We start from the raw sequence: 16,068 nt of genomic DNA on the forward strand, positions 1-16,068 counted from the left end.
TCCGATCAGTCTTTATCAAGCTTGCCAACCAGCGACAGGGTGAAGTCGGCCCCCATGTACTTGAAGTGCGGGCGCACATTCAGATTGACGCGATACCAACCTGGCTCACCTTCCACATCGCTGACTGAGATGTTGGCAGCACGCAATGGACGGCGGCCACGGACCTCAGCGCTAGGATTCTCCTGGTCCGCAATGTATTGGCGGATCCACTTGTTCAATTCCTGCTCAAGGTCCGTGCGCTCTTTCCATGAACCCAACTGCTCGCGCTGCAGCACCTTCAGGTAATGAGCCAGTCGATTGATGATCATCAGATAAGGAAGCTGAGTGCCGAGCTTGTAATTGAACTCGGCATTCTTCCCCTCCTCGCTTATCCCGAAGAATTTCGGCTTCTGGGCCGAACTGGCAGAGAAGAACGCGGCGTTGTCGCTACCCTTGCGCATGGTCAGGGCAATGAAACCTTCCTCAGCCAGCTCGTATTCCCGACGGTCTGAAACCAGTACCTCGGTCGGAATTTTGGTTTCAATCTCACCCAAGCTCTGGAAGTGATGCAGGGGCAGATCCTCCACCGCACCACCGCTCTGCGGGCCTATGATATTCGGGCACCAACGGAATTTGGCAAAACTGTCGGTCAGCCTTGTACCAAAGGCATACGCCGTGTTGCCCCACAAGTAATGCTCGTGGCTATTGGCAACGTTTTCCCGGTAAACGAACGTCTTCACCGGGTTTTCTTCAGGGTCGTAGGGGTTGCGCAGCAGGAAGCGTGGCATGGTCAGCCCGAAATAACGCGCGTCTTCCTGCTGACGGAAACTCTGCCATTTGGCGAACTGTGGGCCTTCGAAATGATCCTTGAGATCTTTCATGTCAGGCAGACCGGTGAAGCTTTCCAGGCCAAAAAATTTCGGCCCCGCTGCAGCAATGAAAGGCGCGTGAGCCATGCAGGCAACGCTGGAAACGTACTGCATGGTTTTGACGTCAGGCGAGCTAGGAGAGAAGAAGTAGTTGGCGATGATCGCACCAACGGGTTGCCCACCGAACTGACCGTACTCTGCGGTGTACACATGCTTATACAAACCAGCCTGCATGACTTCAGGAGAGTCCTCGAAGTCATCCTGAAGATCCTGCTTGGAAACGTTCAACACTTCGATCTTGATGTTTTCACGAAAGTTTGTGCGCTCAACCAGTAGTTGCAGGCCGCGCCAGGACGATTCCAATGCCTGAAATTCTGGATGGTGCAGAATTTCGTCCATTTGCCGACTGAGCTTGCTGTCGATTTCGGCAATCATGCGGTCGACCAGGGCTTTCTTGACAGGCTCTTCGCTGTTATGGGGCTTTAGCAGCTCTTCGATGAACGCTGCAACGCCACGCTTGGCGATGTTGTAGGCATCATCAGACGGCGTCAGCTTTGTCTCTGAAATGATCTGATCAAGTATGCCGAACTCGGTGGTTTCGCTGCTTTTCTGCTTTGCTGCACGGGTGCTCATGGTGTGGCTTCCTTATCTATTACAGGCTCAAGCGTCCTTCGGGGCTGCAGCGTCCAGACCGATCTCACTCAGCACACGGCTGCGCGAATCGTCGTCCTCCAGAACGCTTTCAATCGCCTTGCGGAATGCTGGAGCATTGCCAAGAGGTCCCTTAAGGGCCATCAGCGCGTCACGCAGCTCCATCAACTTTTGCATCTCCGGGACTTTTTCAACAAGGCTTGCGGGGTTGAAGTCCTTCATCGAGTTGATGCGCAGGTCCACCGCCAATTCCTGTGTGTCGTCTTCATCCTGCAAACGATTGGGCACACTCAACGTCAAACCGAGCTTCTGATTGGCCAGCACTTCATCAAAGTTGTTTTTGTCGACGTTGATCGGTTTGCGATCTTCTACCTTGCGTTCATCTACCTGTTGGGTGAAGTCACCCAGTACCAGTAATTTCAAAGGCAGTTCGATTTCTTCCTGAGCACCGCCGATAGCAGGCTTGAAAGTAATATTGATGCGTTCCTTTGGGGCTACCGAGCCTTCTTTGGCCACAGTTTTTCTCCTTCACTGTTGAGACCCGAGGGCCTATTCAAGTACCACTTCAAGATCCAGATGGCACAACCTGCGATAAATCTCGTCTCTGCGTTCTCGCACCTCGTGGCCTTGGGGCAACAACCCATAACAGCTGTGTAGAAGGTGCAGAACATCCAGAGCGAGATCCGGCTCCCAGAGATGCAAACCCGATTGCTGCAACTGCTGATCCAGGGTTTCCAACTGCGCTTTTGCCAAGTCGTATTTTTTGGCTTTATGACACAGCCGGGCCAGGCTGAGCTGCCAGAAAAAACGCTCCCGCCCGCCTTGAGCGCTTTGCAGCCCTGGCCTCATCTCCTGCACAGCAGCCTTCAAACCGCCCTTGCGCAATATCGGGATGGCTTTCTCCAGCGCGAGTTGCCAGGGAGGCGAAACCTCACTGTCCCTGACTTTCCGGGGGGTGCTGACTGGCTGTAAGCGCGGAATGACATGCGCAGTGATCCACTCACGGGTCTCGGCATTCGCAAACTCCACGCCATCGTGGAAACGCAATTCGACGATGCCCGGTAGTCGTTGCAGGAATAACGCGAAATGAATCTCCAGCTCCTGCTTGGCACCCTCGGCATCAAGAGCATCCAGACACTCCCAGACCATGCGCTGGCCGTCGAACCAAAACGGCGATCGAGCTGTGCTGGCTTCGAGTTGAACGAGCAGATCCGCGTACTGCCCCTGCTCGAACAGGTTGCGGTAGCTTTTGAGCGTGTCCGCCGGTGGCGCTCGAAGATCGGTAACGCGCGCCGCGTTCTGCTGAGGCACTGAAGTTACCAACAACCAAGTCAGGGTCCGGTTGAGCCGCAACGCACGAGGATCGGTCGCTTTCTGGCGCAGCCACCATGCACACAATGCAAGGCCATTTTCCTGCTGCTCACGCACTGCCTTCTGCGCATCTTTTTCGTTTTCAATCACCGAGTCGCCAGCAAACCACTGCGTGGCGGTCTGCTTGACCTGCGCTATCGCAGCCTCCACCGGACCCGGTTCGGGCCGGTTTTCCGACGCACGCTGGACCATGCTTGCCAGACGTCTACGCAACGGCAATATCAGCGGGGAGTCGGCCTTCAAATGCAGCGTAAGAACTGCATCCAGTTCCTCTAGCAGCTTTACCAACTGGCGGAATAATTCCAGTTGATCCTTAACGGGAACATTGGAATCCAGAACCTTTTCAAGTCGCATGATCAGCCAGCTGATTGCAGCCGAACGCGTTCTCGATTTACCTGGGTGAATCTGCGCCCAGTGGTGCGTGCAGAAATGGCAAAGCATGCCGAAACCGGCAACCAGCCCCGTAAATGACTGGAGCTGGTAAAGCGCCCAACTCAACCAGCAGACAACGCGCAAATCCTTGGAGAGGGTCGTGAGAATTACCTCGCTGTGCTCCTGTACCTTTTGCCAGTCGACCTTACCGTTCTCATGCAACGGCAACGCCTTCGCCAACTCGACCTCAAGCGCCTCATACTCTGGCGAATAGCGAGCATCCAGCCCTGCATAATCGCCTTTGGAAATTGGAGTCTGGGCGATTTTCAGATAGCGAGCAGCGTTAATTGGGGCCATAGCTTTTAGACTTCGCTAAAACAGACATGGAGAAACATCAAGTATGTATGACAACAAGTACGGCGCCATAAACGAACCATGGAAAGTTTTTAGAAATGTTTAAACCCCACAAACCTGACACATGATTTTTCAAGAGCGGACCGGAGTAAGTGCGGCAATACTAGCCAGCAAAAGCCAAGGCGCGCAAGAAAAAAATCAGAGAAAGTAGATAATTAATACATAGAACAACATCTCACCTTCTTCAATGATTTTTCCTACATGCTCTTACAAACATGGACTACATAGTTACCCATCTAAAACTCGTAAAGTGCGCGAGCGTGCTGAAGATCACCCTCACCACGGATGCCTGCTTCTTACAATCGCGGCCAACCGCAAGTCAGTCGCCGTAAAGAAGAGTTACTCAATTATCGTTACAAGCCGTCAGGAGTTCATAGATGCCAACACCAGCGTATCTTTACATCGAAGGAGAGAAACAGGGAAACATCACTGCAGGTACGTTTACTGCAGACTCTGTAGGTAACATCTATCAAGAGGGACATGAGGACCAGATCCTCGTGCAGGCTTTTGACCATCAAGTAATTATCCCGCGCGATCCACAGTCCGGCCAACCGACCGGCCAACGTGTTCACAAACCACTGATGATTACCAAAGTCTTCGATAAGTCTTCACCCCTGATACTCGCCGCACTTACAACCGGCGAACGGCTTTCTAAAGTACTACTAAAATGGTATCGAACATCAGCAGAAGGCACCCAGGAGCACTATTTCTCGACTGAGTTGGAGGACGCAATCATTGTAGATGTGCGTTCATATATGCCGAACTGTCAAGATCCTGGTCAGTCTCACTTCACCCATCTGGAAGACGTCTATTTTACATACCGTAAAATCATCTGGACCCACGAAGTTTCCGGCACTTCCGGCTCTGATGACTGGCGCGTACCTGTAACGAGTTAAAGCCAGCAACTACCCATGATAGAAAGGGCACCCAGCTTAATGCTGAGTGCCCTTTTGTAAGTTCCACATTTCAATATAGCCTCCGCGGACAAGCCGTACTACAACGGGCGCGTTCGCAATCATGCTCTCGCCACAGATTGTTGCACTTCGCCACTTCAAATATTTCGAACAATAGATATAAATACCGCACTTGCGCTCTGCTGGACCTTTAACCTTTGCGTCGTCGTTGGTTAGTCAACGACTGGATTTGACGATCCGGCAGACATTTGCTCAGCAGAGTTTCCGCTATGGCGGCTGTGCGTGAAAGACCTTCGGGTCTACCGGTTTTGCCGTGTCTCCGGTTCGTCAATCCGCGCACAGCTTCCACCCAAATTGCTTGACGACAATCAAGGGGGCTTCACTAGACACCGGAGGTTTGATCAATGCCCCCCCGCTACATCCCTCCGACCCATCCCGGCCTCGAAGGCTCTGTTTTGCTGCTCGACAGCCACGCGCCACTCAAAGACCTGCACGCCTGCGTCGATTTGCGGATGCGTCTGGCCACGGAGTTCCTCGACGCCGTGTCGAGCAAAAAGGCGGGGAGCGCCGACGATTACGATTTGAGCGCCATGGCAGGTGCGGCTGATTTATTGATGCAGGAAGCCTGCGATATGAATCGCGTGATTTAAAAAAAGGCTGTGGGAACGTAGCCCGGCATAGGTGCGTATAAAAAATCGCCCACAAAAAACGGGCACCCAACCTCGTTGGTGTGCCCGTTCTTTCACTGCTCGCCTCCCGCTAAGGCGTACAGCTGGTATCTATGGATTCACGCTGTCTTTGAGGAATTTGCCGGGTTTGAACGCTACCGTATTGCTGGCCTTGATTTTCACGGGCTCGCCCGTTTGGGGGTTTTTGCCGGTGCGGGCGCCGCGGTGGCGTTGCAGGAAGGTGCCAAAGCCGACCAGCGTGACGCTGTCCTTGCGGTGCAGTGCGCCGGTGATTTCTTCGAGGACGGCATTAAGAACACGGTTGGCTTGTTCTTTGGTGAGGTCCGCCTTTTCAGCAATGGCGGCTGCAAGTTCTGGTTTACGCATATGAAGCCTCTTTTACGGATTTTTGTTTTTATGTCCCGTGCTGCTCATCCCGAGCAACCCAAGGCGCCGCAACGGCTCTACGTTGCGGCAGACAAGAATGAGGATGGCATGCCGTTCTGGCCCGCGCCAGTGCGGGCCCTGGATTTATGCGACCAAAAACGTGGCTTATCCGACAGAACGACCCATATTCAGGGCAGCAGCGGCGGGAGCGTCTTGTTAAGGGCGAGTTTTTCCATCACGGCGCTGCCGGTCAGCGCATAGCCCAGCAGGTTGCCGTTGGCGTCGTGGCACAACGCTTTGATGTCTGCGCCTTGCCCTTCGACGCTCCACACGCCTTCGGTCCCACGCGGCGGCGGAGAAACCACTAACGGGCAAACCGGGGTTTTGACGGTGATGGGCATCGGCCCGTACTTGACGGCTGTGGGTGTGCCGGCCAGGGTTTGCGCCAAGGCGCGGGCGCAGCTCATGAGGGGCATGACGTAAAGCAGGTTCAGGCCGTCTACTTCCGCGCAATCGCCCAGGGCGTAGATGTTGGCGTGGGAGGTTTTAAGCTCACGGTCAACGAGGATGCCCCTGTTGGTTTGCAGGCCGGCTGCGGCAGCGAGGTCGATCCGTGGGCGCAGGCCGATGGCGGATACCACCACATCGCAGGCAATCACTTCGCCATCGGACAAATGCGCTTGCAACCCATCGTCGGTGCGCAGCAAGCGTGTAAGCACCGGCCCGAGGTGCAGGCGGGCGCCGAGGCTTTCCAGGCCTGCCCGCACGGCGGCCGCCGCCGCAGGGTGCAGCAGCGTCGGCATGACTTGCTCGCACGGCGCAACCAGATCGACTTCGTAACCGCCGACGATCAAGTCATTGGCGAATTCGCAGCCGATCAGACCGGCACCGAGTATCAACACTCGCCGCTTGCCCACCGTTGCCGCACGAAACCGTGCGTAATCTTCCAGATCGTTGATGGGGAACACGGCATCCGCCCCATCGCCTTCGATAGGCACGCGGATGGTTTCTGCACCCCACGCCAGGATCAGATCACGGTAATAAACGGCTTCTTCACCTATCCACAGGCGTTTGTGGCCGGCATCAATCCCGCTGATGCGCGTGTGCGTGCGTATTTCGGCCTTGAGTTGTTCGGCCATGGCGCCCGCTTCGGCCATGCTCAAGCCATCGGCGTCCTTGTTTTTGCCGAAACCGGTGGAGAGCATCGGCTTGGAATATGAGCGACCGTCATCGGCGGTAATCAGCAGCAGCGGCGTTTCGCCATCGAGCTTGCGAAATTCCCGGGCCAGGTTGTAGCCCGCCAGGCCAGTGCCAATTATCACGACAGGTGCGTTCATGTGTTTTCCAGGAAGTCAGTATCAGTGAGCCGCTGAATCAGCCGATTTCGATCATTTCGAAGTCTATTTTGCCGACGCCGCAATCCGGGCACAGCCAGTCTTCAGGAACGTCTTGCCACAGCGTGCCCGGCGCGATGCCGTCATCGGGCCAGCCATCGGCTTCGTTGTAGATCAGGCCACAGACAATGCATTGCCACTTTTTCATCAGAATTTCTCTCAGGTTTTCGGGGTGTCGCTGGCATGGCGGTCGATGGGTTTCACGCTTGCCACCGTGCTCAGGGCGTTTTGTACTGATCGGGACGCAGACATGCAAGCCCGATTGCTGTCACGAGCCATTGCAGGCCATCGGTTGAGAGGGCCAATCATGCTAAGCTCGCCGCCTTCATGAACGCCCACAACGGCTTATTGTGACCCAGCAAAAACCGGTTTTTCCCACTCTTATCTGGCTTGAGCGTGAGTTTCTCGTTGAGACACCCGCGCCGGTGGTGCTTGAGTGGCTGTTCCACCCGGACTCACTGACCCGCCGTCTGACCGCGCTCTCCAGCGATCACTTTAATGTCACGCCGCTTTTCGAAGGCTGGCAACCGCTTCGCGACGACGAGTGCACAGCGTTGGACTTGCCTGAGCAAAGTGTCGGCTGGGTGCGCGAGGTTTATCTGCGTGGCCGTGGCGAAAAATGGGTCTTTGCCCGTAGCGTCGCCGCCCGCAAGGCGTTGCAGGAGGGCGGTCTGAACATGGGCGAGCTGGGCGCGCGGTCCTTGGGTGAATTATTGTTCTGCGACGAAGCCTTCCTGCGCGGCCCCTTGCAGATCTGCCGCTATCCGGTCGACTGGCTGCCAGCCCCGGACGCCGCAGATCAGTTATGGGGACGCCGTTCGTGTTTCAGTCGCGGGCCTTTGAAAATCCTGGTCGCTGAAGTGTTCCTGCCGACGCTGTGGCGGGCCATTGAAAACGGGGAAAACTGCTGATGTACCTGACGCTGCTCAAATCCTTGAATCGGCTGAATCCCCGCGCCTGGGATTTCATTCAGTTGATGCGCCTGGACAAGCCCATCGGCATTTACCTGTTGCTGTGGCCGACGCTGTGGGCATTGTGGATTGCCGGGGAAGGCGCACCGTCGCTGGCCAATATCATGATTTTTGTGGTCGGCGTGGTGCTGATGCGTGCGGCTGGCTGCGTGATCAATGATTTTGCCGACCGCAAGGTGGACGGCCACGTCAAACGCACGGAACAGCGGCCTCTGGTAAGCGGCAAGATCAGCTCCCGTGAAGCTCTGGTGTTGTTCGCCGTTCTGGTGATCGTAAGTTTCCTGCTGGTGCTGCTGACCAATCCCACAACAATCTGGTTATCGTTCGGCGGTCTGGCGCTGGCCGCGTGCTATCCGTTCATGAAGCGCTACACCTATTACCCGCAAGTGGTGCTGGGCGCGGCGTTTTCGTGGGGCATGCCCATGGCGTTCACGGCACAAACCGGGGACTTACCTGCGGCGGCCTGGCTGCTGTATATCGCCAATCTACTGTGGACGGTCGCGTACGACACTTATTATGCGATGGTCGACCGTGAAGACGACCTGAAGATCGGCGTTAAGTCCACGGCGGTGCTGTTCGGTGACGCGGACCGGGTGATCATCCTGACGCTGCAAGGTCTGGCATTGGGCTGCCTGCTACTGGCGGGCGGGCGCTTCGAGATGGGGGGGTACTTCTATCTGGGGCTGTGGGCAGCGGCGGGTTGTTTTGCCTGGGAGTTCTGGTCAACCCGCAGCCGTGATCGACAAGCGTGCTTCAAGGCGTTTCTGCATAACCATTGGGCTGGGCTGGCGATCTTCATCGGGATCGTCGCAGACTACGCCTTGCGCTGACTGACAGGTTCGTGGCCGGCAGTCAGCGCAGGGACAAGCTCAGGGCTTGATGATGTGCCAGGCGCCGCCTTTTCCGTCGCCGGTCATGTCGCCTGCCTTCTTGTCATCTTTATAGAAGTACACCGGTTTGCCTTCGTAGGCCCACTGCATGGAACCATCGTCGCGCTTGATGATGGTCCACTTCCCGGAAGCTTTGTCTCCCGGCTTGGCAGTCAGGGGTGGCCAGTTGATCGCGCATTTATCGTTACAGGCGGATTTACCGTCTGCGTCTTTATCGAAGGTATAAAGCGTTGCGCCGTGATGATCGGTCAACATGCCATCATTGTCTTTCATTCCCGGCTCGGCAGCGAAGGCCAGGCCGGAGGATGCCAGCGCAGCGGCAGCCAAAAGGCCCATCAACGTTGATGAAAACTTAGCCATCAGGTAATCCTCTTGTTGTTGTAAAAATTGTTAAGGGACAGACTCCCCAGCTTAGACCCGGAGTGACGTGGCATGCTAGCCCTCCCCCGAGGTGTCACACGACTGCAATAATTCCGTTATCTAATGCGCCCCAAGACAGTTAAATGACAAGAGGTTCAAGCATGGCTGGCAGGAGCATTCTGATCGTTGACGACGAAGCGCCTATTCGCGAAATGATCGCCGTTGCATTGGAAATGGCCGGTTATGACTGCATGGAAGCAGAGAACTCTCAGCAAGCCCACGCAATCATTGTCGACCGCAAACCGGATTTGATTCTGCTCGACTGGATGCTGCCCGGCACGTCCGGCATCGAGCTGGCCCGACGCCTCAAGCGCGACGAGCTGACCTGCGACATTCCGATCATCATGCTCACGGCCAAGGGCGAGGAAGACAACAAGATCCAGGGCCTGGAAGTCGGGGCGGATGATTACATCACCAAGCCGTTCTCACCCCGTGAGTTGGTGGCTCGCCTGAAGGCTGTGCTGCGTCGCGCCGGTCCGACGGATGGCGAATCCCCTATCGAAGTGGGCGGTCTGTTGCTTGATCCCATCAGCCATCGGGTCACCATTGACGGCAAACCTGCGGAAATGGGGCCGACCGAGTATCGTTTGTTGCAATTCTTCATGACCCATCAGGAACGCGCCTACACACGCGGTCAACTGCTGGACCAGGTCTGGGGTGGCAATGTCTATGTCGAAGAACGCACTGTTGATGTTCACATCCGTCGCCTGCGCAAAGCCCTCGGCGACGCCTACGAAAATCTGGTACAAACCGTGCGCGGCACGGGCTATCGGTTTTCCACCAAGAACTGAAAGCCGGTTTGCAGGTAGACAGCGCTGCCCGGATATCCGCGCTCGACAAGGATGTGCGTTCAATTGAATCAAAACTGGTATGGCACCCTGATACGCCACATGTTGATGCTGGTCACAGCGGCGTTCGTGGTTGGTTTTATAAGCGATCAATATGGCTGGAGCCTGGCAATCGCACTGGGGCTCTATCTGACCTGGACACTCAAACAGTTGCTGCGCCTGCATGACTGGCTGAGCAAACACAAGGCCGACGAACCGCCGCCGGATGGCTATGGTCTGTGGGGTGAAGTCTTCGACAGCATCTACCATCTGCAGCGCCGCGACCAACGGGTGCGTGGCCGGCTGCAGGCGGTCATTGACCGCGTCCAGGAATCCACTGCTGCCCTCAGAGACGCTGTCATCATGCTCGACAGCGAAGGCAATCTTGAATGGTGGAACCGCGCCGCAGAAACCCTGCTTGGGCTCAAGACCCCGCAGGACAGCGGCCAGCCGGTGACGAATCTGGTGCGCCATCCACGCTTCAAGGAGTATTTCGAGCAAGGCAACTACGCCGAGCCTCTGGAAATCCCCTCACCCACTAACGACCGGTTGCATATTCAGTTGCTGGTTACCCGCTACGGCAATAACGAACACCTGATGCTGGTGCGCGATGTCACGCGTATTCATCAACTGGAACAGATGCGCAAGGACTTCGTCGCCAACGTGTCCCACGAGTTGCGCACGCCGCTGACGGTGATTTTCGGCTATCTGGAAACCCTGCTTGATAACGTCGAGGACGTGAACCCCCGCTGGGTTCGCGCGCTGCAACAGATGCATCAACAGGGTGGCCGCATGCAGACGCTGCTCAATGACCTGCTGCTGCTGGCCAAGCTCGAAGCCACCGATTATCCGTCCGATAACTATCCGATCGAGGTGGGCCAACTGCTCAAAACCATCAAGGGCGATGCGCAGGCGTTATCCGGCAGCAAGAACCAGCAGATCAGCCTGGACGTCGAGAGCGACGTGCAGCTCAAGGGCAGCGAAACCGAACTGCGCAGCGCGTTCTCGAATCTGATCTTCAACGCCGTGAAATACACCCCGGCCGAAGGCACCATTCGTATCCGCTGGTGGAGCGACGGGCAAGGCGCGCACTTGAGCGTGCAGGACTCGGGGATCGGCATCGAGACCAAACACCTTTCCCGCCTCACCGAGCGTTTTTATCGGGTGGATTCAAGCCGTGCGTCGAATACTGGCGGCACCGGGCTTGGGCTGGCAATCGTCAAGCATGTGCTGTTGCGCCATCGCGGCACACTGGAAATCAACAGCGTACCCGGCAAGGGCAGCGTTTTTATCTGCCACTTTCCGGCTATTCAACTGCTCAAACCCTGAGGCGCGACTAGGCAAGCTGGCTGCTAGCCGCTACATTGCCGTTCCTATGCCCACGATTCTGATGCGGCAGCTCTCTTCTCAGTCAATACGGAACCTGTAAACCTCCACCATGGACCCTTCCCCTAGTTTTAACTTCGCTTCGCTTTTCGCCGACTTCGGCATGATTCTCTTCGCAATGGTTCTGGTGCTGCTCAACGGCTTTTTCGTTGCGGCGGAATTCGCCATGGTCAAACTTCGTTCGACCAAGGTCGAGGCCATTGCGGAAAAAAACGGCTGGCGCGGACACATTCTGCGCACCGTGCACAGCCAGCTGGACGCCTACCTGTCGGCCTGCCAACTGGGTATCACCCTGGCTTCCCTGGGCCTGGGCTGGGTCGGTGAACCGGCATTCGCCCACCTGCTGGCGCCGCTCCTGAGTGCTGCGGGCGTGGACTCGCCGGAAGTGATCAGAGGCGTGTCGTTCTTTTCCGCCTTCTTCATCATCTCTTACCTGCACATCGTGGTCGGCGAACTGGCCCCTAAATCCTGGGCGATCCGCAAGCCTGAGCTGTTGTCACTGTGGACCGCCGTGCCGCTGTACTTGTTTTACTGGGCGATGTACCCGGCCATTTACCTGCTCAACGCCAGCGCCAACGGTATTTTGCGCATTGCAGGCCAGGGGGAACCCGGCCCGCATCACGACCACAGTTACAGCCGCGAAGAATTGAAGCTGATTCTGCACTCCAGCCGTGGCCAGGACCCCAGCGACCAAGGCATGCGCGTTCTGGCATCGGCCGTGGAAATGGGCGAACTGGAAGTGGTCGACTGGGCCAACTCCCGTGAAGACCTGGTGACCCTGGATTTCAACGCGCCGCTCAAGGAAATCCTCGCGCTGTTCCGCCGCCACAAGTTCAGCCGCTATCCGGTCTACGATGCAGTGCGTGGCGAGTTCGTCGGCCTGTTGCACATCAAGGACCTGCTGCTGGAACTGGCCGCGCTGGATCACATCCCCGAATCGTTCAACCTGGCCGAACTGACCCGTCCACTTGAGCGCGTCTCCAAGCACATGCCGCTGTCACGCTTGCTTGAGCAGTTCCGTCAGGGCGGCGCGCACTTCGCGCTGGTGGAAGAAGCCGATGGCAAGATCATTGGCTACCTGACCATGGAAGACGTGCTGGAGGTCTTGGTCGGCGACATTCAGGACGAACACCGCAAGGTCGAGCGCGGCATTCTGGCTTATCAGCCAGGCAAGCTGCTGGTGCGTGGTGACACGCCGCTGTTCAAGGTCGAACGCCTGCTGGGCGTGGATCTGGACCACGTGGAAGCCGAAACCCTGGCCGGGCTGATCTACGACAGCCTCAAGCGGGTGCCGGAAGTCGAGGAAGTGATGGAAATCGAAGGGCTGCGCATCATCATCAAGAAGATGAAAGGCCCGAAAATCGTGCTGGCCAAGGTCGTCAAGATCGATTGATGACTGAACCTGTGGGCGCGAGGCGGCGTTGCGGCCCACGAATACGCGGGGTCAGGCAATGATCGGTTGCCTGATGGCTTTGTTCGCGGGCAAGCCTCGCTCCTACGAGTCGTCCGCCACCGTCAATTCCCGCCCCCCTTCAAGCCTCCTACGAGTCGTCCGCCACCATCAATTTCCCCCAATTGCAAAATTGGGCAGGCTTTGCACCGGTTGGGCGAATTCATAGGGGATGGATTCCAGCGCCAGCCCGACGTTGCGCTGAATCACGAAGTGCAGGTGCGGGCCGGTGCTGTTGCCGGTGTTGCCTGAGCGCGCCAGAGCGGTGCCGACGCTGACGTGCTGGCCTTCCTTGACCTTGACCGACCCTTGCATCAAATGCAGGTAGACGCCCATGGTGCCGTCGTCGTGCAGGATGCGCACGAAGTTGCCTGAAGGGTTTGAGCCTTTGCCGGTCTGATCATTCTCGGTCTTGATCACCACCCCGCCACGCGCCGCGATGATGGGCGTGCCTTCGGGCATGGCGATGTCCCGGGCGTAACGGCCCTTGGCACCGAAGTGGCTGTAAGTCCCGTTCGGGCCTTGGCTCAAGCGAAACGGGCCACCCACCCACGGCAGCGGATATCGATAGGCCAGCGTCGAACGCTGTGGATCGCCCACGATGGACCGCAGGTGAGTTTTGTAACTCATGGCCTGGCTGGCAACTTTCGGACTCAACACCACCAACCGCTCAGTACTGCGCGCAGCGAGGGTGCGCCGGATAGACTGGTCAGCAACGCCCAGAACGTTCGTCACCCTGGAAAGTTTGAGCTCGACTTCCACCGGCGCGTACAGATCGTTGCGCACGTACAGGCTGTGCACGCCCTTTTCCTTTAGGGTGCTCAGATGCACCTGACGCTCGATGCGTTCGACCATCCGATCCCTGAACACCACCACGGACGCACCGGCGGTGGGCCGGTCGGTAAACGACACAACGCCATTGGCATCGGTGAATTTGTAGATGGTCACGGCCCCGGCCGATTGCGCGGCCAGCAACAGAGCACACAGGATCAGTAAGCGCTCGATCATGGGATCAGTCTGGGTTGTCGATAAGTTGGGCCAGCCTACCAGTGATCGGGGTCGATGAGGACTTAGCTGTATCAATCGGCAATAGACAAGGCGTCAAGGAAATCGCGCCAGAGGCTTGAGGGATTGCAATTCGTTGGAGCGCGGCTTGCCCGCGAAGGGGTCAGTGCATTCAGCCAAATAGCTGAACCCTGAAAAAGCCTTCGCGGGCAAGCCTCGCTCCAACAGATCGGCTATCAACCACCCGGCACAAAGTGTTTCTGGGCGGTGCCGCGGGCAATCAGGCGGGACACGTAGTCCAGCTTTTGCGCATCCTGATCGGTAAACCGAAAGGTCAACTGCAACCAGTCGCTGTCCGGCTTTTGCTCGAACGCCACAATGGCATGCAGATAGCCATTGAGGCGTGCGACTTCGGCGTTTTCGCCCTGCTCCAGGTCAAGCACCGCCTGTTCGAGGATCTGCGGCAGGTTATCGCTGCGGCGTACCACCAACAGGGCTTCCTTGAGCGTCAGCGCCTTGATCACACATTGCGCAATGCCGCTGGACAGACGCAATTGCCCCTGACCACGCCCCGTCGGCGCTTGCGGGGCCGAAGCAGCGGCCACTGGAGGCGGCTTGGCGATGCCGGCCGGGGCGGATGATGCAGACTTGACGACTTCAGCCCTGCCACCCGTCAGCGCACTGAGCGACTCATTGATGGACGACCCGATGCGGCTGGGGGCACTGGTCATCACGGCATCGAGCTTGCCGACCTTGGCCAGGGCCTTTTTGACCTTGGTCAGCAGTTGTTCATTGGTGAACGGCTTGCCGACAAAATCGGTCACACCGGCCTGAATGGCCTGCACAACGTTCTCCTTGTCACCACGGCTGGTCACCATGATGAAGGGAACGCTCTTCAGATAACCGTCTTGCTGACGGCACCAGGACAGCAGCTCCAGGCCAGACATTTCCGGCATTTCCCAGTCGCACAAAATCAGGTCGAAGGTCTCGCGGGTCAGCATGACCTGCGCCTTGCGACCGTTCACGGCGTCTTCGGTGTGAATCCCGGGGAAATAGTTGCGTAGCCCTTTTTTTACCAGATCGCGAATGAAAGTCGCGTCATCCACAATCAAAACACTGACTTTACTCATCGACGCTCCTGCGGGCGTGTCCGCCGTGGGTGGCGAACTGCGTTGTTGCTGACACGCCCTTTATTTCGGCAAGCATAGCGCTGGCTGATGGCCAGCGGCCAAACTGTTGACGACGCCAGGACATTTAATTCGCGGGCGGCTGAAAATTCGTAACCCATGAATGCAAAACGCCCAGCTGCATGCTGGGCGTTTTTTTTCGCAGGCAGTCTTATTTATCGTCAGCTTCGCCCGGAACATTAGGGCTTTCGGTCGATATACCCTGCACTTCTTCTTTCATGCGTTTGAGGCCCAGGTGGCGCACATCGGTGCCGCGTACCAGGTAGATCACCAGCTCGGAAATGTTGCGCGCATGGTCGCCGATGCGCTCCAGGGAGCGCAGTACCCAGATCACGCTGAGAACACGGGAAATGGAACGTGGGTCTTCCATCATGTAGGTCGCCAGCTCACGCAACGCGGTCTTGTATTCGCGGTCGATGATTTTGTCGTACTGGGCCACCGACAAAGCCAGATCGGCGTCGAAGCGCGCGAACGAGTCCAGCGCATCGCGAACCATGTTGCGCACTTGATCACCAATGTGACGCACTTCGACGTAACCACGCGGCGCTTCACCCTCTTCGCACAGCTGAATGGCGCGACGAGCGATCTTGGTGGCTTCATCACCGATGCGCTCCAGGTCGATCACCGACTTGGAGATGCTGATGATCAGGCGCAGGTCCGAGGCCGCTGGCTGACGACGCGCCAGAATGCGCAGGCATTCTTCGTCGATGTTGCGCTCCATGTGGTTGATGCGGTCATCAACTTCGCGAACGCGCTGGGCCAGCCCTGAATCGGCTTCGATCAAGGCGGTCACCGCATCATTGACCTGCTTCTCGACCAATCCACCCATTTCGAGCAAATGGCTACGCACTTCTTCGAGCTCGGCGTTGAACTGTTGTGAGATGTGATGCGTGAGGCTGTCTTTATGGATCAT

General features: G+C 57.0%; 17 protein-coding genes. 7 read left to right on the top strand and 10 right to left on the bottom strand.

Annotated elements, in window-relative coordinates:
- Nucleotides 1–5: 5 nt before the first annotated feature.
- The 3 genes from tssC to tssA are packed head-to-tail and all read right to left on the bottom strand — an operon-like array spanning nucleotide 6 to nucleotide 3,599.
- The gene (tssC, locus tag ACP7B0_RS16130) at nucleotides 6–1,481 is read right to left on the bottom strand and encodes a type VI secretion system contractile sheath large subunit (protein WP_426142417.1); all 1,476 of its coding nucleotides are present in this window, start codon (nucleotides 1,479–1,481) and stop codon (nucleotides 6–8) included.
- 27 nt (nucleotides 1,482–1,508) lie between these two features.
- A complete protein-coding gene (tssB, locus tag ACP7B0_RS16135; protein ID WP_426142418.1) occupies nucleotides 1,509–2,015 on the bottom strand; it encodes a type VI secretion system contractile sheath small subunit in 507 nt (168 codons plus the stop codon).
- Between the two features lie 33 nt (nucleotides 2,016–2,048).
- Nucleotides 2,049–3,599, bottom strand: coding sequence for a type VI secretion system protein TssA (gene tssA, locus ACP7B0_RS16140; RefSeq protein ID WP_426142419.1), 1,551 nt, complete (start codon nucleotides 3,597–3,599; stop codon nucleotides 2,049–2,051).
- A 434-nt stretch (nucleotides 3,600–4,033) separates the two neighbouring features.
- On the opposite strand from tssA, the gene ACP7B0_RS16145 reads away from it, so the two are divergent.
- A complete protein-coding gene (locus ACP7B0_RS16145; protein ID WP_426142421.1) occupies nucleotides 4,034–4,552 on the top strand; it encodes an Hcp family type VI secretion system effector in 519 nt (172 codons plus the stop codon).
- Between the two features lie 422 nt (nucleotides 4,553–4,974).
- Nucleotides 4,975–5,220, top strand: a complete 246-nt coding sequence (locus tag ACP7B0_RS16150) for a hypothetical protein (protein WP_426142423.1) — start codon at nucleotides 4,975–4,977, stop codon at nucleotides 5,218–5,220.
- A 129-nt stretch (nucleotides 5,221–5,349) separates the two neighbouring features.
- Here the strand turns inward: ACP7B0_RS16150 and ACP7B0_RS16155 are convergent, their stop codons facing one another.
- The 3 genes from ACP7B0_RS16155 to ACP7B0_RS16165 all read right to left on the bottom strand — a co-directional run bounded on the left by ACP7B0_RS16155 (nucleotide 5,350) and on the right by ACP7B0_RS16165 (nucleotide 7,167).
- On the bottom strand, nucleotides 5,350–5,625 hold the full coding sequence (locus ACP7B0_RS16155) for an HU family DNA-binding protein (protein WP_003177201.1): 276 nt from the start codon (nucleotides 5,623–5,625) through the stop codon (nucleotides 5,350–5,352).
- Between the two features lie 188 nt (nucleotides 5,626–5,813).
- Complete coding sequence (locus tag ACP7B0_RS16160) at nucleotides 5,814–6,962, bottom strand: NAD(P)/FAD-dependent oxidoreductase (protein WP_426142424.1); 1,149 nt, start codon at nucleotides 6,960–6,962, stop codon at nucleotides 5,814–5,816.
- Nucleotides 6,963–6,999: 37 nt separating this feature from the next.
- Nucleotides 7,000–7,167: a rubredoxin gene (locus ACP7B0_RS16165; protein WP_426142425.1), complete on the bottom strand. Its 168-nt coding sequence runs from the start codon at nucleotides 7,165–7,167 to the stop codon at nucleotides 7,000–7,002.
- 202 nt (nucleotides 7,168–7,369) lie between these two features.
- On the opposite strand from ACP7B0_RS16165, the gene ACP7B0_RS16170 reads away from it, so the two are divergent.
- A complete protein-coding gene (locus ACP7B0_RS16170; protein ID WP_426142427.1) occupies nucleotides 7,370–7,930 on the top strand; it encodes a chorismate--pyruvate lyase family protein in 561 nt (186 codons plus the stop codon).
- Nucleotides 7,930–8,820, top strand: coding sequence for a 4-hydroxybenzoate octaprenyltransferase (gene ubiA, locus ACP7B0_RS16175; protein WP_426142428.1), 891 nt, complete (start codon nucleotides 7,930–7,932; stop codon nucleotides 8,818–8,820). Before ACP7B0_RS16170 ends, ubiA begins: the two co-directional genes overlap by 1 nt.
- A 39-nt stretch (nucleotides 8,821–8,859) precedes the next feature.
- Here the strand turns inward: ubiA and ACP7B0_RS16180 are convergent, their stop codons facing one another.
- Nucleotides 8,860–9,240, bottom strand: coding sequence for a COG4315 family predicted lipoprotein (locus tag ACP7B0_RS16180; RefSeq protein ID WP_426142429.1), 381 nt, complete (start codon nucleotides 9,238–9,240; stop codon nucleotides 8,860–8,862).
- 161 nt (nucleotides 9,241–9,401) lie between these two features.
- Here ACP7B0_RS16180 and phoB point away from each other — a divergent pair, with 161 nt between their 5' ends.
- The 3 genes from phoB to ACP7B0_RS16195 all read left to right on the top strand — a co-directional run bounded on the left by phoB (nucleotide 9,402) and on the right by ACP7B0_RS16195 (nucleotide 12,906).
- The gene (phoB, locus tag ACP7B0_RS16185) at nucleotides 9,402–10,091 is read left to right on the top strand and encodes a phosphate regulon transcriptional regulator PhoB (RefSeq protein ID WP_426142431.1); all 690 of its coding nucleotides are present in this window, start codon (nucleotides 9,402–9,404) and stop codon (nucleotides 10,089–10,091) included.
- Between the two features lie 51 nt (nucleotides 10,092–10,142).
- Nucleotides 10,143–11,456 carry a phosphate regulon sensor histidine kinase PhoR gene (phoR, locus tag ACP7B0_RS16190; protein ID WP_426142433.1) on the top strand — a complete coding sequence of 438 codons (1,314 nt, stop codon included), beginning with the start codon at nucleotides 10,143–10,145 and terminating at the stop codon, nucleotides 11,454–11,456.
- Nucleotides 11,457–11,565: 109 nt separating this feature from the next.
- Nucleotides 11,566–12,906: a hemolysin family protein gene (locus ACP7B0_RS16195; RefSeq protein ID WP_426142435.1), complete on the top strand. Its 1,341-nt coding sequence runs from the start codon at nucleotides 11,566–11,568 to the stop codon at nucleotides 12,904–12,906.
- Between the two features lie 168 nt (nucleotides 12,907–13,074).
- Here the strand turns inward: ACP7B0_RS16195 and ACP7B0_RS16200 are convergent, their stop codons facing one another.
- The 3 genes from ACP7B0_RS16200 to phoU all read right to left on the bottom strand — a co-directional run bounded on the left by ACP7B0_RS16200 (nucleotide 13,075) and on the right by phoU (nucleotide 16,068).
- The gene (locus tag ACP7B0_RS16200; protein ID WP_426142436.1) at nucleotides 13,075–13,971 is read right to left on the bottom strand and encodes a peptidoglycan DD-metalloendopeptidase family protein; all 897 of its coding nucleotides are present in this window, start codon (nucleotides 13,969–13,971) and stop codon (nucleotides 13,075–13,077) included.
- A gap of 233 nt (nucleotides 13,972–14,204) precedes the next feature.
- Nucleotides 14,205–15,098 (bottom strand): response regulator, encoded by an 894-nt coding sequence (locus ACP7B0_RS16205; RefSeq protein WP_426142437.1) that lies wholly within the window; start codon nucleotides 15,096–15,098, stop codon nucleotides 14,205–14,207.
- A 208-nt stretch (nucleotides 15,099–15,306) separates the two neighbouring features.
- Nucleotides 15,307–16,068 carry a phosphate signaling complex protein PhoU gene (gene phoU / locus ACP7B0_RS16210; protein WP_426142439.1) on the bottom strand — a complete coding sequence of 254 codons (762 nt, stop codon included), beginning with the start codon at nucleotides 16,066–16,068 and terminating at the stop codon, nucleotides 15,307–15,309.

The organism is Pseudomonas sp. DWP3-1-2 (assembly GCF_049896285.1).
In the GTDB taxonomy this organism is placed as follows: domain Bacteria; phylum Pseudomonadota; class Gammaproteobacteria; order Pseudomonadales; family Pseudomonadaceae; genus Aquipseudomonas.

What these genes read in the sequence shown, in the direction of transcription:
- tssC (WP_426142417.1), bottom strand. Translation starts at nt 1,481, where the DNA reads ATGAGCACCCGTGCAGCAAAGCAGAAAAGCAGCGAAACCACCGAGTTC.
- tssA (WP_426142419.1), bottom strand. Translation starts at nt 3,599, where the DNA reads ATGGCCCCAATTAACGCTGCTCGCTATCTGAAAATCGCCCAGACTCCA.
- ACP7B0_RS16145 (WP_426142421.1), top strand. Translation starts at nt 4,034, where the DNA reads ATGCCAACACCAGCGTATCTTTACATCGAAGGAGAGAAACAGGGAAAC.
- ACP7B0_RS16150 (WP_426142423.1), top strand. Translation starts at nt 4,975, where the DNA reads ATGCCCCCCCGCTACATCCCTCCGACCCATCCCGGCCTCGAAGGCTCT.
- ACP7B0_RS16155 (WP_003177201.1), bottom strand. Translation starts at nt 5,625, where the DNA reads ATGCGTAAACCAGAACTTGCAGCCGCCATTGCTGAAAAGGCGGACCTC.
- ACP7B0_RS16160 (WP_426142424.1), bottom strand. Translation starts at nt 6,962, where the DNA reads ATGAACGCACCTGTCGTGATAATTGGCACTGGCCTGGCGGGCTACAAC.
- ACP7B0_RS16165 (WP_426142425.1), bottom strand. Translation starts at nt 7,167, where the DNA reads ATGAAAAAGTGGCAATGCATTGTCTGTGGCCTGATCTACAACGAAGCC.
- ubiA (WP_426142428.1), top strand. Translation starts at nt 7,930, where the DNA reads ATGTACCTGACGCTGCTCAAATCCTTGAATCGGCTGAATCCCCGCGCC.
- ACP7B0_RS16180 (WP_426142429.1), bottom strand. Translation starts at nt 9,240, where the DNA reads ATGGCTAAGTTTTCATCAACGTTGATGGGCCTTTTGGCTGCCGCTGCG.
- phoB (WP_426142431.1), top strand. Translation starts at nt 9,402, where the DNA reads ATGGCTGGCAGGAGCATTCTGATCGTTGACGACGAAGCGCCTATTCGC.
- phoR (WP_426142433.1), top strand. Translation starts at nt 10,143, where the DNA reads ATGTGCGTTCAATTGAATCAAAACTGGTATGGCACCCTGATACGCCAC.
- ACP7B0_RS16195 (WP_426142435.1), top strand. Translation starts at nt 11,566, where the DNA reads ATGGACCCTTCCCCTAGTTTTAACTTCGCTTCGCTTTTCGCCGACTTC.
- ACP7B0_RS16200 (WP_426142436.1), bottom strand. Translation starts at nt 13,971, where the DNA reads ATGATCGAGCGCTTACTGATCCTGTGTGCTCTGTTGCTGGCCGCGCAA.
- ACP7B0_RS16205 (WP_426142437.1), bottom strand. Translation starts at nt 15,098, where the DNA reads ATGAGTAAAGTCAGTGTTTTGATTGTGGATGACGCGACTTTCATTCGC.
- phoU (WP_426142439.1), bottom strand. Translation starts at nt 16,068, where the DNA reads ATGATCCATAAAGACAGCCTCACGCATCACATCTCACAACAGTTCAAC.